The organism is Rhodovarius crocodyli (assembly GCF_004005855.1).
Lineage (GTDB): Bacteria > Pseudomonadota > Alphaproteobacteria > Acetobacterales > Acetobacteraceae > Rhodovarius > Rhodovarius crocodyli.
This window is the reverse complement of record NZ_SACL01000003.1, coordinates 477,172-500,465: the sequence shown is the minus strand read 5'-3', so window position 1 is coordinate 500,465 and position 23,294 is coordinate 477,172. Positions and strand designations below refer to the sequence as shown.

General features: G+C 70.9%; 23 protein-coding genes. 12 read left to right on the top strand and 11 right to left on the bottom strand.

Annotated features, from left to right (window positions below):
- Positions 1-196: 196 nt before the first annotated feature.
- The 3 genes from EOD42_RS11565 to EOD42_RS11555 are packed head-to-tail and all read right to left on the bottom strand — an operon-like array spanning position 197 to position 2,185.
- Positions 197-760, bottom strand: a complete 564-nt coding sequence (locus EOD42_RS11565; RefSeq protein WP_164867893.1) for a helix-turn-helix domain-containing protein — start codon at positions 758-760, stop codon at positions 197-199.
- Positions 757-1,695: a PDR/VanB family oxidoreductase gene (locus EOD42_RS11560; RefSeq protein ID WP_127787670.1), complete on the bottom strand. Its 939-nt coding sequence runs from the start codon at positions 1,693-1,695 to the stop codon at positions 757-759. Before EOD42_RS11560 ends, EOD42_RS11565 begins: the two co-directional genes overlap by 4 nt.
- 4 nt (positions 1,696-1,699) lie before the next feature.
- Entirely contained in the window at positions 1,700-2,185 is a 486-nt protein-coding gene (locus tag EOD42_RS11555; protein WP_127787669.1) for an MOSC domain-containing protein, read from the bottom strand.
- 153 nt (positions 2,186-2,338) lie between these two features.
- Between EOD42_RS11555 and EOD42_RS11550 the strand changes: the two genes are divergently transcribed.
- The gene (locus EOD42_RS11550; protein ID WP_164867892.1) at positions 2,339-3,301 is read left to right on the top strand and encodes a Bug family tripartite tricarboxylate transporter substrate binding protein; all 963 of its coding nucleotides are present in this window, start codon (positions 2,339-2,341) and stop codon (positions 3,299-3,301) included.
- 245 nt (positions 3,302-3,546) lie between these two features.
- Here the strand turns inward: EOD42_RS11550 and EOD42_RS11545 are convergent, their stop codons facing one another.
- Together EOD42_RS11545 and EOD42_RS11540 are read right to left on the bottom strand one after the other, a co-directional pair.
- Positions 3,547-3,897, bottom strand: a complete 351-nt coding sequence (locus EOD42_RS11545) for a hypothetical protein (protein WP_127787667.1) — start codon at positions 3,895-3,897, stop codon at positions 3,547-3,549.
- A 38-nt stretch (positions 3,898-3,935) separates the two neighbouring features.
- The gene (locus EOD42_RS11540) at positions 3,936-4,916 is read right to left on the bottom strand and encodes a Bug family tripartite tricarboxylate transporter substrate binding protein (protein WP_127787666.1); all 981 of its coding nucleotides are present in this window, start codon (positions 4,914-4,916) and stop codon (positions 3,936-3,938) included.
- A gap of 135 nt (positions 4,917-5,051) precedes the next feature.
- On the opposite strand from EOD42_RS11540, the gene EOD42_RS11535 reads away from it, so the two are divergent.
- Entirely contained in the window at positions 5,052-5,483 is a 432-nt protein-coding gene (locus EOD42_RS11535) for a hypothetical protein (RefSeq protein ID WP_127787665.1), read from the top strand.
- Here EOD42_RS11535 and nth read toward each other — a convergent pair.
- Positions 5,471-6,118, bottom strand: coding sequence for an endonuclease III (gene nth, locus EOD42_RS11530; protein WP_127787803.1), 648 nt, complete (start codon positions 6,116-6,118; stop codon positions 5,471-5,473). The two genes, EOD42_RS11535 and nth, sit on opposite strands and share 13 nt — an antisense overlap.
- A 94-nt stretch (positions 6,119-6,212) precedes the next feature.
- Here nth and EOD42_RS11525 point away from each other — a divergent pair, with 94 nt between their 5' ends.
- Entirely contained in the window at positions 6,213-6,710 is a 498-nt protein-coding gene (locus EOD42_RS11525) for a DUF2244 domain-containing protein (protein WP_127787664.1), read from the top strand.
- Between the two features lie 113 nt (positions 6,711-6,823).
- Positions 6,824-8,407, top strand: a complete 1,584-nt coding sequence (locus EOD42_RS11520) for an ABC transporter substrate-binding protein (RefSeq protein ID WP_127787663.1) — start codon at positions 6,824-6,826, stop codon at positions 8,405-8,407.
- A gap of 36 nt (positions 8,408-8,443) precedes the next feature.
- Here the strand turns inward: EOD42_RS11520 and EOD42_RS11515 are convergent, their stop codons facing one another.
- Both EOD42_RS11515 and EOD42_RS25915 read right to left on the bottom strand, forming a co-directional pair.
- Entirely contained in the window at positions 8,444-9,112 is a 669-nt protein-coding gene (locus EOD42_RS11515; protein WP_127787662.1) for a GntR family transcriptional regulator, read from the bottom strand.
- Between the two features lie 115 nt (positions 9,113-9,227).
- A complete protein-coding gene (locus EOD42_RS25915) occupies positions 9,228-9,956 on the bottom strand; it encodes a maleate cis-trans isomerase family protein (protein WP_164867891.1) in 729 nt (242 codons plus the stop codon).
- A gap of 63 nt (positions 9,957-10,019) precedes the next feature.
- Here EOD42_RS25915 and EOD42_RS11505 point away from each other — a divergent pair, with 63 nt between their 5' ends.
- The 8 genes from EOD42_RS11505 (at position 10,020) to EOD42_RS11470 (ending at position 20,673) form a co-directional block, all read left to right on the top strand.
- On the top strand, positions 10,020-11,156 hold the full coding sequence (locus tag EOD42_RS11505) for an FAD-dependent oxidoreductase (RefSeq protein WP_164867890.1): 1,137 nt from the start codon (positions 10,020-10,022) through the stop codon (positions 11,154-11,156).
- Between the two features lie 11 nt (positions 11,157-11,167).
- Positions 11,168-12,745 carry an acyl-CoA dehydrogenase gene (locus EOD42_RS11500; protein WP_164867889.1) on the top strand — a complete coding sequence of 526 codons (1,578 nt, stop codon included), beginning with the start codon at positions 11,168-11,170 and terminating at the stop codon, positions 12,743-12,745.
- 91 nt (positions 12,746-12,836) lie between these two features.
- Positions 12,837-14,396: a phytoene desaturase family protein gene (gene crtI, locus EOD42_RS11495; RefSeq protein WP_127787658.1), complete on the top strand. Its 1,560-nt coding sequence runs from the start codon at positions 12,837-12,839 to the stop codon at positions 14,394-14,396.
- A gap of 20 nt (positions 14,397-14,416) precedes the next feature.
- Complete coding sequence (locus EOD42_RS11490; RefSeq protein ID WP_127787657.1) at positions 14,417-15,988, top strand: phytoene desaturase family protein; 1,572 nt, start codon at positions 14,417-14,419, stop codon at positions 15,986-15,988.
- Positions 15,985-16,770: a lysophospholipid acyltransferase family protein gene (locus tag EOD42_RS11485; RefSeq protein ID WP_127787656.1), complete on the top strand. Its 786-nt coding sequence runs from the start codon at positions 15,985-15,987 to the stop codon at positions 16,768-16,770. The genes EOD42_RS11490 and EOD42_RS11485 overlap by 4 nt, the downstream gene beginning before the upstream one ends.
- The gene (locus tag EOD42_RS11480; protein WP_127787655.1) at positions 16,770-17,849 is read left to right on the top strand and encodes a glycosyltransferase family A protein; all 1,080 of its coding nucleotides are present in this window, start codon (positions 16,770-16,772) and stop codon (positions 17,847-17,849) included. The genes EOD42_RS11485 and EOD42_RS11480 overlap by 1 nt, the downstream gene beginning before the upstream one ends.
- The gene (locus EOD42_RS11475; RefSeq protein WP_127787654.1) at positions 17,846-19,480 is read left to right on the top strand and encodes a squalene/phytoene synthase family protein; all 1,635 of its coding nucleotides are present in this window, start codon (positions 17,846-17,848) and stop codon (positions 19,478-19,480) included. Before EOD42_RS11480 ends, EOD42_RS11475 begins: the two co-directional genes overlap by 4 nt.
- Complete coding sequence (locus tag EOD42_RS11470) at positions 19,477-20,673, top strand: hydroxysqualene dehydroxylase (RefSeq protein ID WP_127787653.1); 1,197 nt, start codon at positions 19,477-19,479, stop codon at positions 20,671-20,673. The genes EOD42_RS11475 and EOD42_RS11470 overlap by 4 nt, the downstream gene beginning before the upstream one ends.
- Before the next feature lie 24 nt (positions 20,674-20,697).
- On the opposite strand, the gene EOD42_RS11465 is transcribed toward EOD42_RS11470, so the two are convergent.
- The 3 genes from EOD42_RS11465 to pgmG all read right to left on the bottom strand — a co-directional run bounded on the left by EOD42_RS11465 (position 20,698) and on the right by pgmG (position 23,281).
- Positions 20,698-21,042 (bottom strand): gamma-glutamylcyclotransferase family protein, encoded by a 345-nt coding sequence (locus EOD42_RS11465; protein ID WP_164867888.1) that lies wholly within the window; start codon positions 21,040-21,042, stop codon positions 20,698-20,700.
- Positions 21,039-21,761: a M35 family metallo-endopeptidase gene (locus EOD42_RS11460; RefSeq protein WP_127787651.1), complete on the bottom strand. Its 723-nt coding sequence runs from the start codon at positions 21,759-21,761 to the stop codon at positions 21,039-21,041. The genes EOD42_RS11465 and EOD42_RS11460 overlap by 4 nt, the downstream gene beginning before the upstream one ends.
- 110 nt (positions 21,762-21,871) lie before the next feature.
- Positions 21,872-23,281: a phosphoglucomutase/phosphomannomutase PgmG gene (gene pgmG / locus EOD42_RS11455; protein ID WP_127787650.1), complete on the bottom strand. Its 1,410-nt coding sequence runs from the start codon at positions 23,279-23,281 to the stop codon at positions 21,872-21,874.
- Positions 23,282-23,294: the final 13 nt, after the last annotated feature.

Genomic DNA, 23,294 nt, shown 5'->3' with positions numbered 1-23,294 from the left:
CCGCCAGGAGATAATATCTCCTGGACCTGATAGGAGTTTGGCGCCCACCCTCGCAGGCTGGGCGCCAATTTTATTATAATAATCAAGGCTATCGGGGTGTGGCGCCAACTCCCCGGGGTCCAGGGCCGCTACGGTCCTGGCGGGGATCCAAGGGGCAGAGCCCCTTGGTCGGGGTCTGGGGGCAACGCCCCCGGCCTCACCCCCTGGCCACCGCCACCAGCGCCGAGGCCCGCACCTCACCCACCTGCCTGATCCGGTGCTGCAGATGCCCCGGAAACTGCGCGCAATCCCCGGTTTCCAGCACGAAGCCCCGATCGGCGAAGCGCATCTCGATCGTCCCGCTCAGCACCAGCAGCAGTTCCTCGCCGGAATGGGCGGAGGCCGCGGCGGGTGGGCGGAACTCGGCGGGCGGGTACAGGATGAAGGCTTCCAGCGCGCTGCCGGCGCGGCTCAACGCCTCGAAGTGGGAACCGGCGTCGGGCACGGTGGTCACGCGCTCGGCCTTGCGGGTCACGCGCACGGCGTGCTCGGCCACGCGCTCACCGAACAGCTCGCCCACCGGCACGGACAGCGCCTCTGACAGGCGCAGCACGGTGGCGATGGAGGGCGATTTCTGCCCCCGCTCAACGCGCGAGAGGTAGCCCTTGTCCAGCTTCGCGGCCTCGGCCAGCGTGTCCAGCGTCATGCCGGCGGCCTGGCGCAGGGCACGCAGCCGGGCGCCCAGGCCGCTGCGGGGGTCTTCGGCCCTATCGGCTATCACAGCTCGACCACCAGCCGGTCCGAGGCGCATTGCGCGACGCAGGCCATCAGGTGGGTTTTCCGGCGCTCCGGGGTCAGGATCAGGTCGCGATGCACCGGTTCGCCCTCCAGCCAGCGGATCTCGCAGGCGCCGCAGATGCCGCCCTCGCAGGAGGCATCGACCTTGGCGCCCAGGGCGCGCAGGGCCGCCAGCAGGCTGCCGCCCGCCTCCACCTCGTCCGACACGCCGCTGCGCGCCAGCTCAAGCCTGTATGGCCGGGCGGAGGGGTCGGAGGGAAGCGGGGGCGGGGTGAAATGCTCGATGCGCGCGCTGCCCTCGGGCCAGGCGGCGGTGGCGGCCTCGAAACCCTCCAGCATCGCCAACGGACCGCAGCAATAGGCCTGCAGGCCGGGCATGTGCGCGCCCAGCAGCGCCGCCAGATCGGGGCGCCTGGCACGGGTGCTGTCGTGGCAGGTGACGCGCCCGGCCGCGATCCAGGGCGCCAGCGCCTGCGGGCAGGGCTGGCCGGCGCGATACAGCACATGCAGGTGCCAGTCCGCGCCCTGGCGCTCCAGCACCGGCGCCATGGCCAGGAAGGGTGTCACGCCGATGCCGCCCGCGATCATCACATGCCGCGTGGCCTCCGCCGCCAGGGGAAAGGTGCAGCGGGGCATGGCGGCCTCGACGGTCGCGCCCTGCTCCAGCCCATGCACCCAGGCGCTGCCGCCGCGCGACTGCGGCTCCAGCTTCACCGCCACTTCCCAGGCATCGGCGACGAGCGGGTCGCCACACAGGCTGTAGGAACGCCCGCCCAGCCCCGGCACCTGAAGGTCCAGATGCGCGCCCGGCCGCACCTTCGGCAGCGGCCAGCCATCCGGGTCCCGCAGCGTCAGGTGGCGGATGCCGGGCCCGGCCTCGCGGGCCTCGGCGACCGTCAGGGTGATGTGGCGGGGCACAGGCTCAGGCCGGGCGGATGCTGTCGCCGATGCGCACCGTGCCGCCTTCCAGGATGCGACAGTTCAGGCCGGAGCGATGGACCATCGAGTTGAAGACCTGCTTTTCCAGGATCTCCTCGATGTGGCGGCAGGGCACGGAAAGCCGCGTGGCCTCCACCAGGCATTCCCCGATGTGGAAGCGCTTGCCCACCAGCCAGTTCAGCGGCACGCCGCGCGTGGTGATGTTGCGGCGATGCTCCACCGGCAGCAGCTCGATCTTGTAGTCGCGCAGGATGGTTTCCAGCACCTCGGCCTCGAACAGCGTGACCTGGCGGCCTTCCTCGGGCTTCTCGGAATAGAAGCCCTGCTCGACGCCGATCCGGTAGCGATCGCCCTCGATCCCCTCCCCGGCGATCAGCTTGATCTGCTGCTGCGGCTGCATGGGCAGGAAGGCGCGGGCGGTAATGTGCAGGTGCTCGACCTGTCCGGTCCAGCTGATTTCAGTGGGCATCGGTTCTGCTTCCAGTTTGGGCAACAAGTTGCCTACAGAGTCCATCATGATGGGCAACACACGGCGTATCAATGCCATTTGGCGGAGAAATCGGAAATCCCCTTGGGCAACATGATGTCTAGGCTTGGCCCATCATCGACCGGGAACCCTGCCATGACCCTCATCGCCCGCCGCGCCCTGCTCGCTGCCTCGGCCTTGCCGCTCGCCGGCCCGGCCTTCGCCCAGGCCTATCCCACCCGCCCGCTGCGCCTGATCGTGGGCTTCGGCGCCGGCGGCATCAGTGACCTGGTGGCCCGCCTGGTGGCGGAGGCCGCCGGCCAGGCCATCGGCCAGTCCATCATCGTGGAGAACCGCACGGGCGCCGGCGGCACCATCGCCGCCGAGGCCGCCGCCCGCGCCACGCCCGACGGCTACACCCTGCTGTTCGGCGGCCCGTCGCTGTTCGCCATCAACGCGGTGATGATGGGCGGTTCCGTCGCCGACACGGCGAAGGAACTGGCGCCGGTGCTGCCGCTCGCCTCCACCCCGCATGTGCTGGTGGTCCGCCCGCAGCTGGGCGTGACGGACCTTGCGGGCTTCGTGGCCCGCGCCCGTCAGCGCAATGGCGAGATGACCTGGAGCACGGCGGGGGTCGGCACCTCCCCTCACCAGACCATGGTGCTGCTGCAGTCCCTGTCCGGCGCGCGCTTCACGCCCGTGCACTATCGCTCGGGCGCGGCCGGCGTGCAGGCGGTGCTGAGCGGCGAGGTGGACGTGACGGCCGAGGCCACGGCCGTGGTGGTCGAGCACATCCGCGCGGGCACGCTGGTGGGGCTGGTGGCTGCCGCGCCCGAACGCCTGGATCTGCTGCCCAACGTGCCGAGCAGCAAGGAAGCGGGGATGGCCGAGCTTGAGAACGGCTCGCTTTCCGCGCTGCTGGTGCCGCGCGCGACGCCCCAGCCCGTGCGCGACAAGCTGCGCGAGGCCTTCGGGACGGCGCTGGCCAGCGCCACGCTGCGGCAGCGACTGGCGCAGCAGGGCACCTTCGCGCTGGGGGGCGACGCGGCGGCACTGGAGGGGATGATCGCCACGGAAGTCGCGAAGTGGCGGCCGCTGCTGGCCGGGTTGGCGGGGTGAGTGCGGGGGCCGCCCCCCACCAGGGGGCTCTGCCCCCTGGACCCCCGCCAGGACCGTAGCGGCCCTGGACCCCGGGGAGTTGGCTCCAGACCCTGACAACGTTGAATAATATTATAAAAATGACGCCCCACCTGCGATGGTCGGGCGCCAAACTGATATCAGGTCCAGGAGATATTATCTCCTGGCGGGGGTGCCGGGGGCAGAGCCCCTGGCCCGGGGTGTCGGGGGCAACGCCCCTGACTATCTCACCGCGTCCTGGCCGGCGCCGAGGTCCCGCCGCCGCCGCCTGGCAGCGTGGCCCCCAATGCCGCTGCGGCGGCCAACGGCAGAATGGCCAACGGCACGGCCAGGCCGGTGCCGCCCAGCGAAAACCCTTCATCCTCGCTGAAGCGTCCGGCGCTGCGGCTTGTGCCGCGCCCCCAGGGTTCACCTTGGGCGGCGCTGGGCGCGCGGCGGGCGGTCGCGCGCGGCATCTGCCCCGCCCCGCGAGAGGGCACGACCACCCGGCTGCCTTCCGGCACCACCACGCGCGTCTGGGCGAAGGCCGGCTGCCAGCACAACCCCAGCGCGATCATCAGCACGGCCATACGACGCATACGGGTGGATAGCGCCGGAAAACCGCCCGGCGCAAGGATCAATCCAGCCTGATGCTTGCCACCCGGATCGCTTCGGCATAGCGCGCGGCATCGTCGCGCAGCAGCTTGGCCGCATCGGCCTCGCTGCCGCCGCCGGGAATGAAGCCCGCCGCTGCCACCCGGGCCCGCAGGCCGGGGTCGCCCAGGGCGCGGTTCACCGCCTGGTTCATGCGTGCCGTCACGGCATCGGGCGTGCCCGGCGGCGCGATCCACATGTACCAGACATTGCAGTTGAAGCCCGGAAAGCCGCTCTCGGCCACGGTCGGCAGGTCCGGCAGCCATTCCACGCGCTGGGGCATGGTGGTGGCCAGCGCCCGCAGCCGCCCGCCGCGGATATGCGGCAGATAGGTGGGCAGCGTGTCGAAGGCGATGTCGATACGCCCGCCCAGAAGCTCGTTCACCGCCTGGCCGGTGCCGCGGAAGGGCACATGCGTCATCTGCAGCCCGGCCTGGGCCGAGAGGATCTCCGCCGCCAGATGCTGCTGGCTGGCGACGCCCGAGGAGGAATAGTTCAGCTTGCCGGGGTTCGCCTTCGCGTGCGCCAGGAACTCCTGGAAGGTATTGGCGGGGGAGGAATTGGGCACCACCGCCACCAGCGGCACCGTGCCGCACAGCACCACCGGCTTCTGGTCGCGGATGATGTCGAAGGGCGGCGGGTTCATGTGCGGCGGCACCACCGCGCTGGCGCTGACGGTGGTCATCAGCATGGTATAGCCATCGGGCCGGGCGCGGGCGCAGGCGGCGGCGGCCAGCGTGCCGCTCGCACCGGGCCGGTTCTCGATCGCGATGGGCTGGCCCAGATCCTCCTGCAGGGCGGGTTGCAGGGCGCGGGCGATGATGTCGGTGCCGCCGCCGGGCGCGAAGCCCACCAGCAGGTTCACGGGGCGCTGCGGCCAAGTGTCGGCCCGGGCGATCGAGGGGCGGGAAATGAAGGGGGTAGCCGCCAGCGGCACGGCCAGCGCGGCGCGTCTCGTGATCATGTTTCCTCCGAACGGACCTTGGCGGCCCTTATCGTGAGGAAGTGTTGCGCCTCCATGTCATCACGTAAAGGCGCAGCTTTGTGCGATGCGCAGCGTTCACCACTGGCGTATCCTGGGATGTCAGGAGGATTACTCATGAGGCCCGTCACCCGTCTCGCGGCAGTCGCTGCCGTGCTCCTTCCCGCAGCCTGTGCCGCTCCGCCGCCGCCAAGCGGGCCCAGCATCGTCGCCCTGCCCCAGTCAGGCAGCGACCTCGCACGCTTCCAGCGTGAGGACATCGGCTGCCGGGGCACCGCCTCGGCCGCGATCTCGGCCTCGGCGCCCGCGCCCGGCACGCAGATCAACCCGGTGGCGCCGCCCCCGGCGCAGAGCCCCTATGCCATGCAGCGCAACTACGACATCGCCTATGCCCAGTGCATGACGGCGGCCGGCCACCAGATCCAGCAGCGGCCCACCGCCTATGGCTACGGCTATGGCTACGCGCCGCCCGTGGTGGTGCAGCCGGCGCCCGTCTATGGCGGCTGGTGGGGTGTCGGGGTGGGCTTCGGCCCGCGCTACATCTGGTGAGGTAGGGCTTCCTTGTCCTTGTAGTTGCACCAGGTATTCGCGGTGCAGCGCCAGCATTCCGGGCGGCGCGCCTTGCACACGTATCGCCCGTGCAGGATCAGCCAATGATGCGCATCCCGCAGCAGTTCAGGCGGGATGCGGCGGATCAGCCCGTCCTCCACTTCCCGCACGTTCTTGCCCGGTGCCAGCCCCGTGCGGTTGCCGATGCGGAAGATGTGCGTGTCCACCGCCATGGTGGACTGCCCGAAGGCCACGTTCAGCACCACGTTCGCGGTCTTGCGGCCCACGCCCGGCAGGGCTTCCAGCGCCTCGCGGTCCTCGGGCACCTGGCTGTCGTGCTTCTCGACCAGCTGGGCGGCCAGGGCCGCCACGTTCTTCGCCTTGGCCTGCCACAGCCCGATGGTGCGGATGTACTTCCCGATGCCCTCCGCACCCAGCGCGGCCATGGCGGCGGGCGTGGGCGCGGCCCGGAACAGGCCGGGCGTCACCTTGTTCACCGCCGCATCCGTGGTCTGCGCCGACATCACCACCGCGACGAGCAGCGAGAAACTGTCGGTATAGAGCAGCTCGGTCTCGGGCGCCGGGTTGGCCTGGGCCAGCGCGCGGACGAAATGGCCCACCTGTTCGCGGCTCATGGCGCGTGCCCGGCGGGGCGCTTCGGCGGTGCCGTGCAGGGGCGGCTTTTTCGGGGTTGCGCGCGGCATTCTGTGACGCATCTTTCAGGGAACGATGTCCGATAGCGCGCCATCCCTGCTGTTTGAAGCCGTCACCTCGCCGCCGCAGAGCCTGAACCGACAGGGCCAGCGGCTGGTGCTGGGGCTGCTCGGCGCGGGCATCGGCATCTCGACGCTGCTGTTCACCATCATCGGTGCCTGGCCGGTCATCGGCTTCATGGGGATGGAGGCGGGGCTGGTGGTGATGCTGTTCGCCCTGCACCGCCGCCACGCCGCCCGCGCCCAGGAACGCATCGCCCTGACCGAGGCCAGCCTGTGCGTGCGGCACACCGATGCCCATGGCCGCGTGACGGAGGCAGCCTTCGCCCCCTATTGGGCCCGGGTGCGGCTGGAGGCCGGGCCGAGCCCGCGGCTGTTCATCCAGGAACGCCGCCGCCGGCTCGAGATCGGCCGCTTCCTGGGCGGGGAGGACAAGCGCGACCTGGCCGAGGCGCTGAATGCGGCGCTCGGGCGCTATCGCGACCCGCGCTTCGACAACCCGCAGCTGCGTTAGCCCAGAAGGCGGGCAATTCCATGCTGCATCGCGAGACTGGGTGAGATTTCTCGCCTCGCGGCCACCTTACCTGCGTGTCATCCTGCCCCGGTCACGGAATGAGGAGCAGCGACATGGATCGCCGCAGCATGTTCAAGGCCACCGGTGCCGCGGCACTGGGCAGCGCCGCCGCCGCACCCGCCCTGGCCCAGGGCAACCGCACCCTGCGCTTCATCGCCCAGATCGACCTGACCTTCCTCGATCCGCATTTCTCCACGGCCAATATCAGCCGCAACCATGCCTACATGGTCTACGACACGCTGTTCGGGCTGGACGAGAACTACAACGCGAAGCCCCAGATGCTGGAAGGCTTCACTACCAGCAGCGACGGCAAGCAGTGGGACCTGAAGCTGCGCGAGAACCTGTGGTTCCATGACGGCGAGCCGGTGCGCGCGAAGGATTGCGTGGCCAGCCTCAAGCGATGGGCGGTGCGCGATGCCTTCGGCGGCGCGCTGATGCGCAGCACGGATGAGCTGAGCGCGGTGGACGACCGCACCATCCGCTTCAAGATGAAGCGCCCCTTCCCCCTGCTGCCGGATGCGCTGGGCAAGTTCGTCGCCATGATGCCCGCCATCATGCCGGAGCGCCTGGCCAATACCGACCCCAACACCCAGGTCACCGAGATCATCGGCAGCGGCCCCTTCCGCTACATCGCGAATGAGCGGCTGCAGGGCGCGCGCAACGTCTACCAGAAATTCGACCGCTATGTGCCGCGCGCCGATGGCCCCGCCATCGGCACCGCCGGGCCCAAGGTGGTGCATTTCGACCGCGTGGTGTGGTCCACCATCCCCGATGCCTCGACCGCCGCCGGCGCGTTGATCAACAACGAGCAGGACTGGTGGGAATATGTCTCCCACGACCTGTCGCCCATGGTGCGCCGCGCGCGTGGCATCACGATGCGCGTGCAGGATGAGGTGGGCACGCTCGGCATGCTGCGCCCCAACTTCCTGCAGCCGCCCTTCGACAACCCCGCCATCCGCAAGGTGGTGATGAAGGCCATCGACCAGACCGCCTGCATGCAGGCCATCGTGGGCGACGACCGCAGCATGTACCACACGCCGCTGGGCTTCTTCTGCCCCGGCACGCCCATGGCGACCGAGGTGGGGCTGGAGCCGCTGAAGGGCCCGCGCGACTACGAGGCGCTGAAGCAGGAGCTGATCGCCGCCGGCTACAAGGGTGAGCGCGTGGTGATGATGGTCGCCTCCGACTACCTGACCATGAAGCTGCAGGGCGATGTGGTGGCCGATTCGCTGAAGCGCATCGGCATGAACGTGGATTACCTGGTGACCGACTGGGGCAGCATGCTGCAGCGGCGCACCAACCGCGGCCCGGTGGATCGCGGCGGCTGGAGCTGCTTCATCACCACCTGGACCGGCACGGACTGGGTGAGCCCGGCCGTGCATATCAGCATCCGCGGGCGGGGTGAGGCCGGGTATCCCGGCTGGAACAACAACCCGCGGCTTGAGGAGCTGTACAATGCCTGGATGGACGCGCCGGACCTGCCGACGCGCCAGGCGATCTGCCGCGACATCCAGCTGGCCTGCATGGACGAGTGCACCTATTACCCGCTCGGCCAGTACAAGCAGGCCTCGGCCTGGCGCGGCCTGCGCGACGTGCAGCCGGGCTTCAGCAAGTTCTGGGGCGTGCGCCCGGCGTAACACGCCAGGACAGGGGCAAGGGGCGCGCCCCTTGCCTCAGCCGTTGCTGAGCCTGGACAAGGCGGTTTTCCGCGTGGCCTCCAGGTGCAGCACGGTGGCTTCCTCGGCCGCCTGGCCGTCGCCCGCCTCGATGGCCTGCAGGATCATCTCGTGTTCCTTCAGCGTCTGCCGCGTGCGCTCCATCGGCACATGCGAGTAGTACCACTGCAGCCGCACCTCGATGTCACCGATGATCTTGGCCGCATAGGCATTGCCCGCGGCCTCCGCGCAGGCCGCGTGGAACGCCTGGTTGCTCGCCGCCAGATCCATCGAGCTCTCGCGCTTCAGCGCCTCCAGGCTCTGCTTCATGCTGGCACGGATCTTGGCCAGATGCGCCGGCGTCCGGCGCTCCGCCGCCAGCCGCGCCAGGCGCGGTTCCATGATGAAGCGCGTCTCGTACAGGTTGCTCAGCTCCTCGGCCGTGTGCTCCTGCACATACACCCCCCGGCGCGGGCGGATGTTGATCCAGCCATTCGCCTCCAGCGAGCGCAGCGCCTCACGCACCGGGATCTTGCTTACCTCGAAATGCGCCGCGATCTCGTCGGGCTGGATGCGGTCGCCAGGGCGGAAACGCCCCTCGATGATCGCACGCGACAGGATCGCGTAGAGCTGGTCCGGGAGGTTGTCGCTGCCGCGGATCGTGGGAAGGTTCAGCGGCAGGGACATCGGGGGCGCTTTCAGATCCGGTGGGGCGTGCGGTGCGTTATACCCGTATAGATATAGCGTTCAAGTATACGGTATCACGGATTCGCACCGCGCCGCAGCAGGGGGGACCGGCGCCTCAGATGCCGGCCATCAGGCTGCCCCAGGCGGCCCCCGGGCGCTCCGCCACGCCAGCTGCCTCCAACCCCGCCAGCACGCCCAGCGCCGTCGCATCCCAGAACGGGATGCCGGTCTCGGCCTCGATCTGCGCCGCCACCGGGGCCGCGGCGTAATTGGTGCACCAGGCCAGCAGCAGGTCGGGCTTGCCCGCCGCCACCTCCCGCGCCTGTTCCGCGATGCGCGCGAAGGGCACCGAGGCGTAGGAGAGGTTGTCGGTCATGCCCAGCATGCTCTCGCCCGCCACTTCCCAGCCCTCGGCCGCGAAGCCGGCATGCAGCCGCGCCTGATAGGCGGCCGTATAGGGCGTGACGAGCCCGATGCGGCGAAAGCCGTGCTTCTGCATCATCCGCCGCAGCATCAGCCCCGAGGTATCGGCCGGGATGCCGGTGCCCAGCCGCAGGCTGATCGCCAGCGCCTCGTCATGATGCAGGCCGATGGCGCCGCCCTTGCTGCCGTTCCAGATGATCGCGGCGGGCTTGGCATGGGACAGCAGGCGCGCGGCGTCGCCCATCCCCGCCTCGTCATAGCTGTCCGGGAACAGGTCCGTCGTGCCGTGCACCGGCAGGCGGCTGAACAGCGGCGCCACCCCAGGCAGGTCGCGCAGCATCGCGATCGTCGTGCGCTCCACCACCGTGTTGCCGGAGGGGGTGATGGTGGCGATCGCCACCGGGCTTTCGTGCATCAGCATCCGCGCATCGTGCCCAGCCCACCGCCCTTCCGCCAGGGGCTTGTGCGGGTGCAGTATGGGAGCATGGAACAACGCGGTTACGCGCTGGTGCTCGGCGCCGGCATCATCGGCCTTTCCACCGCCTGGGCGCTGCAGCGGCGCGGCTGGACGGTGCGCGTGGTGGACCAGGCGACACCCCCCAACCCGGCCGGCGCCTCGGTGGACCATCACCGGCTGATCCGCCACGCCTATGGCGCCCAGCAGGGCTACATGCGGATGGTGGACGACGCCTATGCCGCCTGGGACCGCGTCTGGGCCGATCTGGGTGAGGCGCATTACGAGGAAACCGGTGTGCTGGCCCTCGACGAGGGCGGCGGCGCCTGGCTGCCCGCCAGCCGCGAGGCCATGCGCGGCCATGGCCTGGCGATGGATGAGCTGACCCCGGACCAGGTGGCCGGGCGCTTCCCCTTCTTCACCGGCCAGGGCGTGGCCGAGGCCTTCTTCGCGCCGCGCGGCGGGGTGCTGCTGGCGGAACCCATCGTGGCCGGGCTGGCGGATCACCTGGCCCGCCGGGGCGTGGAGTTCATCCGCGCCACCGTGACCGATGTGCGTGAGCGCCGCCTGACGCTGGCCGACGGCACGGCGCTGACGGCCGACAAGGTGATCGTCTGCGCCGGCCCCTGGGCGCCGCGGCTGCTGCCGGGGCTGAAGGGGCGCGTCACCGCCTCCCGCCAGATCATCGTGCGGCTGGAAGCGCCCGCCGAGCTGGCCGAGGCCTGGGCCCGCGCGCCCATGCTGCTCGACCTCGCGCATGAGGGCGGCTTCTACATGGTGCCGCCCGTGCGCGGCACGCCCATCAAGGTGGGCGACCACAGCTTCTCCCTGACCGGGGATGCCGAGGACGACCGCAACGCGTCCTCGCAGGAGGCGGAGACGATCCTGGCACTCGCCGCCCGGCGCATTCCGGGGCTGGACCGCTACCGCCGCCTCGGCGCGCGGGCCTGCTACTACGATGTGGAACCCGCCGAGGAATTCCTGGCCGAGACCGTGGCCCCCGGCACGCTGGTGCTCTCGGGCTTCTCCGGCCACGGCTTCAAGTTCGGCCCGGTGCTGGGTGAGGCGGTGGCGAATGCGCTGGGCGACACGGCGCTGATGCCCTATCTGCCCGGATGGGCAGCGGGCCGAGAGAGCGCCGCGCCGGGACTGCTTCGCGCCGACTGAGGGAGACACACATGACCACCACCCAGGCCCAGGATCTGATCTTCGCGCTCAACCGGCTGGTGGACCTGCCGGCCCGCAGCGGCGGCGCGCTGGACGCGGACAGCATCGCCGCCATCCTGACCGAATGCGAGACGCTCTGCGCCGAGGTGCTGGCCCCCAACGCCCAGAAGGCCGACCATGAGGGCGCGCGGCTGGAAAACGGCAAGGTGCGCTGTGCCGAGCCCTATCACGCGGCCTATCAGGCCTGGCGCGACGGCGGCTGGCAGTCCCTGCCCGCGCCCGAGGAACATGGCGGCCAGGGCCTGCCCTTCGTGCTGTGGTGCGCGATCGTGGAGATGGTGAGCGCCGCCGACATGGCCTTCGGCCTGTGCCCGGTGCTGACCGCCGGCGCCATCGAGGCCATCGAGAAGCACGCCACCCATGCCCAGAAGGACGCCTGGCTGCCACACCTGACCAGCGGCGAATGGACCGGCACCATGTGCCTGACCGAGCCGCAATCGGGCAGCGACCTGTCCACCATCCGCACCCGCGCGGAGCCGCTGGGCGAGGGGCTGTACGCGCTGCATGGCCAGAAGATCTTCATCACCTATGGCGACCAGGACCTGACGGAGAACTCCCTGCACCTGGTGCTGGCGCGCCTGCCCGGCGCGCCCGAGGGCTCACGCGGGATTTCCCTGTTCGCAGCCCGGCGCGTGAAGCCCGACGGCACGATGAACGGCGTCCGCTGCGGCGGGCTGGAACGCAAGATGGGCATCCATGCCAGCCCCACCTGCGTGATGCTGTTCGAGGGCGCGGAGGCCGAGCTGGTGGGCGAGCCCCATCGCGGCCTGCCGGCCATGTTCGCCATGATGAACAACGCCCGCGTCTCGGTGGGCATCCAGGGGGTGGGCCAGGGCGCGAAGGCGCTGGCGCTGGCGGAGGCCTATGCCCAGATGCGCGAGCAGGGCGGCCAGCCCATCGCCCGCCACCCCGATGTGGCCCGCATGCTGGCGGAGATGCGCTCCATCACGCTGGCCATGCGGCTGCTGGCGATGGAGGCGGCGGCCGGCGATGCGACCCGCCTGGCGCTGCTGACGCCCATCGTGAAGGCCTGGTCCACCGATCGCGGCGTGGAGGTCGCGAGCCTGGGCGTGCAGGTGCATGGCGGCATGGGCTTCGTCGAGGATGCCGGCGCCGCCCAGGTGCTGCGGGATGCCCGCATCGCGCCCATCTATGAGGGCACGAACGGCATCCAGGCGCTGGACCTGGTGCACCGCAAGCTGCGGGCCGACCAGGGTGCGGCGATGCTGGCCCTGCTGGCCTCGGCCCAGGGCGCGCACCCCCTGCTGGACGCGGCGCTGGTGCCCTTCACCGAGGCCACCCGCGCCCTGTTGACCGCCACGCCGGACGAGGCCGCCGCCGGTGCCAGCGCCTATCTGGAGGCCGCGGGCTGGGTGCTGGGCGGATGGATGCTGGCCCGCGCGGCCGCGCTGGAGGCAGGCTACGCCCCGCTGTGCGAATTCTATCTGCGGCGGCTGCTGCCGCGGGCCGGCGCCGCGCTGGCACAGCTGAAGGAGACGGAGGCGCTGCTGGCCCTGATGGCCGCCTGAGTTTTCCCGACCTTTCAGCTCTGGATTTTTCTTTCCAAAATGTCATCTGACGTTGCGGGAATCTCCCGCATCGTCCATTCGAGGGATCGAGATGAACGCCCCGCTCGCCGCCCCTGCCCTGCTACGGCCGCCCGCCCATGTGGCGATCATCGGCGCAGGGCCCGGCGGGCTGGCGGCGGCGATGCTGCTGGCCGCACGCGGGCTGAAGGTCTCGGTCCATGAGAAGGACGCGGTGGTGGGCGGGCGCACCCGCACCATGGAGGCGCCGGGCGGCTATCGCTTCGACCTCGGCCCCACCTTCTTCCTGTATCCGCGCATCATCCGCGAGATCTTCGCCCAATGCGGCGCGGATCTGGACCGCGAGGTGGAGATGCGCCGCCTCGACCCGCAATACCGGCTGATCTTCGAGACCGACGGCGCGCCGCAGGTGCTGGACGCGACGCCGGACGCGGCGGCGATGCACGCGGCCATCGCGCGCATCGCGCCTGGGGATGCCGCGGGCTTCGCGCGGTTCATGGCGGAAAACCGCGCCAAGCTGGCGGCCTTCCGGCCCATCCTGGAAAACGCGATCCTCTCGCCGTCGGACCTGTTCGCCCTGCCGATGCTGAAGGCGCTGCCGCATCTGCGCCCGCATCTGAGCGTGGAAGCCGATCTGAGGCGCTATTTCCACGACCCGCGCATCCGCCTCGCCTTCTCCTTCCAGGCCAAATACCTGGGGATGAGCCCGTTCCGCTGCCCCTCGCTGTTCACCATCCTGTCCTTCCTGGAATACGAGCACGGGGTGTTCCACGTCGCGGGCGGGCTGGGCGGCGTGTCGCGCGCCATGGCGCGGGTGGCGGAAAGGCTCGGCGCGCGCATCCATCTGGGCTGCCCTGTGGAGCGCGTGAGCTTCTCCGGCGGCCGCGCCGACGGGGTGGTGGCGGGGGGCAGGCACATCGCGGCCGACGCGGTGGTGATGAACGCCGATTTCGCCCATGCCATGCCGCGGCTGGTGCCCGAGGCCCGGCGCCGCCGCTGGCCCGATGCCCGCATCAAGGCGGCGCGCTATTCCTGCTCCACCTTCATGCTGTACCTGGGCATCGAGGGCGAATGCCCCGGCCTCGCGCACCACAATGTGCTGATGTCGCGCGAATACACCGCGAACCTGGCGCAGATCGAACGCGGCGAGATACCGGACACGCCCAGCCTGTACCTGCATCACCCGGGCGCCACCGACCCCGGCATGGCGCCGCCCGGCCACAGCGCGCTGTATGCGCTGGCGCCGGTGCCGAACCTGCTGGGCGGCACCGACTGGCAGCGCGACCTGCCCGCCTTCCGGGAGACGGTGCTGGACCGGCTGGAGGGCCTCGGCATTCCCGACCTGCGCCGCCGCATCCGGTATGAGCGCGTGGTGACGCCCCGGGATTGGCAGGATGAGTTCGCCGTGGGGCATGGCGCCACCTTCAACCTAGCGCATGATTTCGGGCAGATGCTGCACCGCCGCCCCGGCAACCGCTTCCAGGATTGCGAGGGGCTGTATCTGGTGGGCGGCGGCACCCATCCCGGCAGCGGCCTGCCCGTGATCTACGAGGGCGCGCGGATCACGAGCAAGCTGTTGCTGCGGGATCTGGGCATCACCGAGGCCGCGCAGGGCCTGACGGTGGCATTCTAGTTCTAGACCAAGGATCAGGCATGGCCTCGCATGTGGTGGTGATCGGTTCGGGCCTGGGTGGCCTGTCGGCGGCGGCGGTGGCGCGCGCGCGCGGCCATCGGGTCACGCTGCTGGAGAGGAACCCCTGGCTGGGCGGCAAGGCGGCGGTGCTGGACCTGCCGACGCCCATGGGCAATTTCCGCTTCGACATGGGCCCCACCATCCTGACGGTGCCCCGCGTCCTGCGCCGCATCTTCGCCGAGGCCGGCCGCGCGCTGGACCAGCATGTGCCCATCCTGAAGCTGGAGCCGCAATGGCGCTGCTTCTTCGAGGACGGCACCCGCGCCGACCTGATGGGCGAGCTGGATGCCATGCTGGCCGAGATCGAGCGCGTCGCCCCCGGCCGCAAGCTGGGCGAGGGCTACCAGCGCTTCCAGAAGGTGGCCCGCCACCTGCACGACGTCTCGGAGAAGTTCTTCTTCTGGCGCCCGGTCGAGGGCATCGCCGACACCATGAACGTGGCCGACAACTTCAAGCCCGAGGTGCTGAAGGATGTCATGGCCCTGCGCATGGGCCAGTCGGCGGCGGGCGTCATCCGCAAGCATGTGCCGGATGCCAACCTGGCGCAGATGCTGGACCACTACATGCAGTATGTCGGCAGCAACCCCTATGCCGCGCCCGCCGTGCTGTGCGCGATCGGGGACATGCAGTCGGCGGAGGGCGTCTGGTACCCCAAGGGCGGCACCCGCGCCGTGGCCGAGGGGCTGGCGAAGCTGGCCGGCGAGCTGGGCGCCGAGCTGCGCACCAATGCGGAGGTCACGGGCCTCGACATCCGTGACGGCGTGGTGCGCGGTGTGCTGCTGGCCGATGGCGAGCGCATCGCCTGCGATGCCGTCATCTCCAACATGGATTCGATCCGCACCTATACGGAGCTGGTGGGCGGCCGCGTGGGCGATGCCTATGCCCATAAGGGCTTCGAGGCGGCATGCAGCGGCGTGGTGCTCTATCTGGCGCTGAACAAGCGGTACGAGCATCTGGCGCACCATGACTTCGTCTTCTCCCGCGATCCGGAGGAGGAGTTCGACGCCATCTACAAGCGCGGCGAGCCGGCGCCGGACCCGACCGCCTATCTGGCCGCCACCAGCTTCAGCGACCCCACCGCCGCGCCCGAGGGTGCGGAGGCGCTGTATGTGCTGGTCCACACCCCCTGGCTGCGCCCGCACCATGACTGGAAGCGCATGCTGCCGGCCTATCGCCAGGTGATCCTGGACAAGCTGAAGCGCACGGCGGGGCTGACCGACATCGAGGACCGCATCATCGCCGAGGCGCATCTGACGCCGCAGGACATCCATGAGCGCTACAAGGTGCTGAACGGTGCCATCTATGGCCTCGCCAGCCACGGCACCTTCACCGGCGCCTTCAAGCCCGGCAACCGCTCACGCGATATCCGGGGCCTGTACCTGTGCGGCGGCGCGGCCCACCCCGGCCCCGGCATGCCGATGGTGATGATGAGCGGCTGGATCGCCGCCGATGCGCTGGACCAGGACCTGGGCGGGCGCGGCATGGATGAGGCCGCGCGCATCGCCGGCAGCCGCGAGACGGCGCTGGGATGACACCCGGCTGTCCTCTCGCGCTGCGCTCCCCGAAGATGGTGCGCTTCTTCGAGATCGCCTTCACCCGCCGCTTCACGCAGTCCATGACGGCGCTGCGGCTGGCTCAATGGGGCATGCCGCAGGTGCCCGAGGGCCGCCCCCTGGTGGTTCTGGCCAGCCATGCCGGCTGGTGGGACGGGGTGATGTTCATGCTGCTGCACCGGCGCCTGATGCCGGGGCGGCCCTGCTTCTCGCCGATGGATGCGGCGGCGCTGGGCCGCTACGGCTTCATGCGGCGCATCGGCGTGTTCGGGGTGGAACAGCACAGCCCGCGCGGCGCCGCGCAATTCCTGCGCGCCGCGGAAACCATCCTGGCCGATCCCTGGAACATGCTCTGGATCAACGCCCCCGGCCGCTTCGCGGACCCGCGCGAGCGGCCGCTTCCCCTCGCCCCCGGCGTGATCCGCCTGGCCGAGATCGCGCCCGATGCGGTGTTCCTGCCGCTGGCCATGGAATACCCGTTCTGGAGCGAGGCACACCCCGAGGCCCTGGCGGCCTTCGGCCCGCCCATCGAGGCATCGGCCCTGCTGACCCATGACCGGGACAGCCGGGCGCGGCTGATGAGCGCCGCCCTGGCCGAGACGATGGACCGGCTGGCGAACGACGCCATCAGCCGCGATCCGGCCCGCTTCGACACGCTGCTGCAAGGCCGTGCGGGCATGGGCGGGGTCTATGGCGGGTGGCAGTATCTGCGGGCGCTGCTGCGGGGCGAGAAGCACGACCCGCGCCACGGGCGGCGCTGATGGGCTGGCTGGCGCTGGGGCTTGCGCTGCTGCCGGCCCTGCTGGGGGCGGCCAACCTGTGGTTCCAGCCCCGCGCCCGTGGTACGGCGCGGCGCGGCACGCTCGTCTCCATCCTGATCCCTGCCCGCAACGAGGCCGCCCATATCGGCGATTGCCTGGCCGCCGCCGCCGGAAGCCGGAACGTGGATATCGAGATCCTGGTGATGGACGACGCCAGCACCGACGGCACCGCAGGGATCGTGGCGCGCCATCCGCAGGTACGGCTGCTGCGCGCCCCCGCGCTGCCGGCGGGCTGGACCGGCAAGGTGCATGCCTGCGCGCGCCTGGCCGAGGCCGCGCGCGGCGACTGGCTGCTGTTCGTCGATGCCGATGTGCGGCTGGCGCCAGACGCCGCCGCCACCCTGGCGGCCCATGCGGCGGAACGGCGCCTGGCCCTGGTCAGCGGCGTGCCGCGCCAGCGCATCGGCAGCTGGGGTGAGGCCCTGACCGTGCCCTTCATCAATGTCCTGATGCTGGGCTACCTGCCCTTCGGCGGGCGCGGGCGGATGCGCCGGCCGGGCTTCGCGGCCGCCTGCGGGCAGTTGCTGATGCTCGATGCCGCATCCTATCGCGCCGTAGGCGGCCATGGCGCCATCCGCGCCGTGCTGCATGACGGCCTGGCGCTGGCGCGGCTGCTGCGCGCGCGCGGCCATCGGACGGAGGTGGTGGACGGCGCGCCGCTGGCTTCCTGCCGCATGTATCGCGGCTTCGCGGAGGCCTGGGCCGGCTTCGCCAAGAACGCGCATGAGGGGATGGCGACACCGGCCGGCCTTCCGGTCTGGACCCTGCTGCTGGCCGGCGGGCACCTGCTGCCCTGGGCGCTGCTGCCCGATCCGCGCGCCGTCGCGGCGCTGGCGCTGGGCTTCGCCATCCGCGCCGCCATCGCCGCCAGGGCGCGGGAACCGCTCTGGACGGTGGCGCTGCACCCGTTTTCCGTGCTCGTCGCGCTGGCGATCCAGTGGCAGGCGCTGATTCGTGCGCTGATGGGCCGCCGGGCGGGCTGGAAAGGTCGCGAATATCCCGTCACAACGGCGGAATGACGGCAGACTCGCTCGCGGTGTCAGAAACGCCCACCCGGGACCATGACACGGAAAACTTCCCCACCGCCTCGCTGATGCTGGCGCCGGCGGTGCGCGGGAAGGTCATGGCCTTCTACCGCTTCGTCCGCGTGGCCGACGACATCGCCGACAGCCCCGACCTGCCGCCCGAGGAAAAGCTGCGGCGGCTGGATGCCATGGGCGCGGCGCTCGCGGACCCCGCGACCACCCTGCGTGAGGCCGCGGGCATGCACCGCGCGGGCGTGGGCACCGAGGAAGCCGCCCTGATGCTGGAGGCCTTCCGCCAGGATTCCGTCCAGGCCCGCTATGCCGATTGGGCGGCGCTGGAACATTACTGCGCCCGCAGCGCCAGCCCGGTGGGCCGCATGCTGCTGCGCCTGCACGGCACCACGGCGCCCGAGGCCATCGCGGCCTCCGACGGGCTGTGCACCGCGCTGCAGATCCTGAACCACCTGCAGGACCTGGTGCCCGACCGCGACCGCCTCTCGCGCATCTACATGCCCGAGAGCTGGATGGCGATCGCGGGCGGCGAGGCCGCCTTCTTCGACCCCGCCAATCCGATGCGCCGCGCCATTCTGGACGCGGCGCTGGACCGGGTGGAGGAGGAGCTGGACCGCGCCCACGCCCTGCCGCGCCTCGTCGCCTCCCGCCGGCTGGCCATGCAGTCCAAGGTGACGATCGACCTGGCGCGCCGCCTGCTGGCCAGGCTGCGCGCGGCCGACCCCGTGCTGGGGCGCGTGGCGCTGGGCAAGCTGGATTTCGCCCGCGCCCTGCTGGGGGCGCCCTTCATGCCGGCCACCGATGCCTCGCTGGTCGCGGGGCGGGTGGCGCGCGCCGGTTCCTCCTTCGCGCGCGGCATGAAGGCGCTGTCGGGTGAGCGCCGCCGCGCGCTGTGGGGCGTCTATGCCTTCTGCCGCGCGGTGGACGACATCGCGGATGGCGAGATGCCCGAGGCCGAGAAGCGCCGCTTCCTGGCCGACTGGCGCGCCAAGCTGGACCGCCCCGACTGCGTGCTGTCGCGTGAGCTGGCCTTCGCCTGCCAGGCCTTCGCCATCCCGCGTGAGGAATGCGAGGCGATGATCGCCGGCATGGAAACCGATGCAGGCGACCGCGTGCGCATCGCCGATGAGGGCGAGCTGGCGCTGTATTGCCGCCGCGTGGCGGGCAGCGTGGGCGCCATGGCCGTGCGCATCTTCGGCGCCACCAACGCCGAGGGCTGGGGCCTGGACCTCGGCCACACCTTCCAGCTGACCAACATCCTGCGCGACGTGGATGAGGATGCGGAGCGCGAGCGGGTCTATATCCCGCTCTCCCTGCTCGCGGCCGAGGGCATCCCGGACGGGCCCGCGAAGGAGATGGTGGCCCACCCCCGCTTCGCCGCCATCTGCGCCCGGCTTGCACGCGATGCCGAGGCCGGCTTCGCCACCGCCGCCGCCGAGATGGGCCGCTATGACGCCGAGGCCCTGCTGCCCGCCCGCGTCATGATGTGGGGCTATGGCCGCCTGTTCCAGCGGCTGCTGGCGCGCGGCTGGGAAGGCGCGCGCCCCCGCCCCCGCCTGACCAAGCGCGAGAAGCTGACCATGGCGCGGATGGCGCTGGGCTGGGGCCGATGACCGTCCATGTGATCGGGGCGGGCGTCGCGGGGCTCTCGGCCGCGCTGGCGCTGCTGGAAGCCGGGCGCCCGGTCGTGCTGCATGAATCGACCGCCGGCGCGGGCGGCCGCGCCCGCGCCCTGGCGGACGGCACCGACAACGGCACCCACGCCCTGGTCGGCGCCAATACCGCCGCGCTGGGGCTGCTGGAGAAGCTCGGCGTGCGGGAACGCTGGGTGGAGCCCGAGCCGGACGGCCTGCCCGTGCTGGATTGCGCGGACGGGCAGGCGCGGCTCATCTCGCTCTCGCCTTTCGGCTGGCTGCGGGCGGACCGGCGCCCGCCCGGCCTTTCCCTCGGCGCGCTGGCCGCCACGGCCGGCATGAGTTTCGGCCGTGACCGCCCGGTGGCCGAGGCCATGGCCGCCCACCCAGATTTCCATCGCGGCTTCATCGACCCGCTGGTGGTCGCGACCCTGAACACCCCCTCCACCGAGGCCTCCACCGCCCGGCTGGCCCAGGTGCTGCGGCGGCTGGGCGGGCCCGGCGCCACGCGGCTGTTCGTGGCCGAACGCGGCCTGGGCCCCGACCTGGTGCAGCCTGCCCTTTCGGCCATCCGGAAGCTGGGCGGCGAGGTCCGCTTCAATTCCCGCCTGCGCGGGCTGGAGATCACGGATGGCAGGCTCGTCGCGCTGGATGTGGGTGAGCGCATCCCGACCGAGGCTGCCGTGCTGGCCACGCCCCCTTGGGAATCCGCGCGCCTGCTGCCGGGGCTGGACGTGCCGGAGGCCCATGCGCCGATCGTGAACCTGCATTTCGCCCGTACTGGTGGCGGCCCCGTCCGCTTCATCGGCTTCCTGGGCGCCATGTGCCAATGGGTGCTGGTGCGGCCTTCGGGCGTGTCCGTCACCGTCTCGGCCGGCGACGCGGAGGCGCGCGAGGATGTGGACACCCTGGCCCCGCGCGCCTGGGGAGAGATCCTGCGCGCGGTGGCGGCCTTCGGCATTCCGGGCGAATGGCCGATCCGCACGCCGGAGTGCCGGGTGGTGAAGGAACGCCGCGCCACGCCGCGGCACCTGGTGGGCAAGCCGCTGGCGCCCGCGCGGCTGCCGCTGCCTAACCTGGCGCTGGCCGGGGATTGGAGCTGGCCCGATCTGCCGGCGACCATCGATGCCGCCGTGCGGTCCGGGCAGGCGGCGGCGAAGGCACTGGGCTGATTCGTCAGGAAACGAAGAACAGCCTCAGGGCATTCCCACCCACACGCGCCGGTCGGCCCGCCATGCGGGCGCCATCCAGGCCCTGGCCCGCACCGGGCCGCGCTCGGTCTCGACCGTGACGGGCACCAGCCGATAGGGCGGCCCCTCATACTCGTTCAGCCGCGCCAGCGTCTCGCCATCGGCCCGCAGCAGCGCTCCGCCCACGGCAGCCCCCTTGCGGCGCATCAGCGTCGGGAAGGGCGTGCCGCGCAGGAACACCCGCGCATAGCCGTGCAGCATGGCAGGGCGCAGGCCGCGCCACAGCCCGGCACGGCCCGATTCCCGGTCCAGCACATCGGGCCGCAGCAGCGTGCCGTACAGGAAGATCACTGGTTCCAATTATCCCGGACGGCTTCGATGAAATACTCGTAGTTGTCGGCGTTCACCGCGGCGTCGGCCGGGTTGGACTTGGCCAGCGCCATGGCGTTGCGCGGGGAATAGACGATGTCGCGCGTGCGGGCCGCCACATGCGTCACCTCATGGATGATCACACCCGCGCGGCTGTCGAAGCCCGTATCCTGCCCGTTGAAGAACAGGGTGCAGAAGCCCATCGCCGTGGTCTGCGTGCTGGCATAGGCGAAGCGCCCCTGCGGGCAGTTGTTCGGGTGGTTGCAGGCGATGCTGGCCGGCCGGCGCTCCCGCAGCCAATCGGCCGTCAGGCGCAGGGTGTTGCGCACCTGCTCATGCGGGGCAGTGCCGAAGAAGCGGCGGAACTGCGGCAGTTCCGGGTTCTGCTCCAGCTGGCGCAGCGACTCGGCCGTGATGCGGTGCGCCTCACGGAAGGAATTCTCGATCAGCTCGCGTTCCTGCGGCGTGCAGACGCCGGCCTGCTGCTCCGGCCCCGGCCCACCGGGCTGGCCGCCATACGGCACGCCGCCCGGCGGCGGCTTGCCCGGAAAGGGTACCACGCCCGAGTTCGGCGGCGGGGCATAGCCCGGAGGCTGCTGATAGCCGGGCGAAGGCCCGATCCCCGGCTTATAGCCCTGCGCGACGGCGCCGGTGGCCACCACCGCGCCCAGCGCCACACCCATCACCCAGCGAGCAACCATGAGCTTCCTCCATGCCTGTCCCGATCGCAGCAGCCGATCATGGCAAGCATGCGGCACAGGGCAAGCTGACGCACCCGCGCGCTTCACGAACGCGCGGGCGCGGCCAGGGTTCAGTGCCCGGCGTTTTCACCCGAGAAATCAGGCGCCTTGAGGCCGGAGGCCACGACCTGGGCGGCCAGGCTGGCCTTCAGCCGCTCCAGGCCTTCCTCGGTGCGGGCCTCGGCACGCGCCACCAGCACCGCCTGGGTGTTGGAGGCACGCAGCAGCCACCAGCCGTCGGCGGTCAGCACGCGCACGCCGTCCACGGCCTGCACCTCCGCACCCTCGGCGGCCAGGCGGGCGGCGACTTCCTTCACCACCTCGAACTTGCGGTCCTCGGAGCAGTCGAAGCGCAGCTCGGGCGTGTTCAGCACCTGGGGCAGGGCCTCGCGCATGTCGGCCAGGCTCTCGCTGCTGCGGCCCAGGATGCCGAGCAGGCGCACCGCCGAATACAGCGCGTCGTCGAAGCCGTACCACTTGTCGGCGAAGAAGGTGTGGCCCGACATCTCGCCCGCCAGCGGGCTGCCGGTCTCGGCCATCTTCTGCTTGATCAGGCTGTGGCCGGTCTTCCACATCAGCGGCGTGCCGCCGGCCTTCGCCACCTCGTCGAACAGCACCTGGCTGGCCTTCACGTCGGCGATGATGGTCGCACCCGGATGGTTCTTCAGCACATCGCGCGCCAGCACCACCAGCAGCTGGTCGCCGAACAGCATGTTGCCCTCGCCGTCGACCACGCCGATGCGGTCGGCGTCGCCGTCGAAGGCGATGCCGAGGTCGGAACCGGTTTCCTTCACCTTGGCGATGATCTGCGCCAGGTTCTTCAGCACCGTCGGGTCGGGGTGGTGGTTCGGGAAGTTGCCGTCGATCTCGGCGTTGATCACCACATGCGTGCCGGGCAGCGTCGCCGCCAGGCGCTCCGTGATGACGCCGCCCGAACCATTGCCCGGATCCCACACGACCTTCAGGCCGCGCTCACCGTCGTAGTCCTGCAGCATGCGCGCGACGTAGTCGGAGGAGACATCGACCTTCTCGAAGCTGCCCTTGGCTTCGGGCACCACGTCGCCGGCCGCCGCCATGGCGCCCAGCATCTGGATGTCCTTGCCGAAGAAGGGCTTCTTGCCGATCATCGACTTGAAGCCGTTGTAGTTGGGCGGGTTGTGGCTGCCGGTCACCATCACGGCGCCGTCGGCCTTCAGGTGATAGGCCGCGAAATACAGCATGGGGGTGGGGCCGCAGCCGATGCGGAACACCTTCAGCCCGCAGGCCATCAGCCCGTTGACCAGCGCCTCTTCCAGCATCGGAGAGGACAGGCGCCCGTCATAGCCGACCGCGACGGAGGAACCGCCGGCCCGGGCCACGACCGTGCCGAAGCAGCGGCCGATGGCGAAGGCGTCATCAGCCCCCAGGGTTTCCCCGATGATGCCGCGGATGTCGTATTCGCGCAGGCTGGTGGGGTGGAAGCTGTAGGTGAAGCCGCCCATTCAGGGTCTCCCG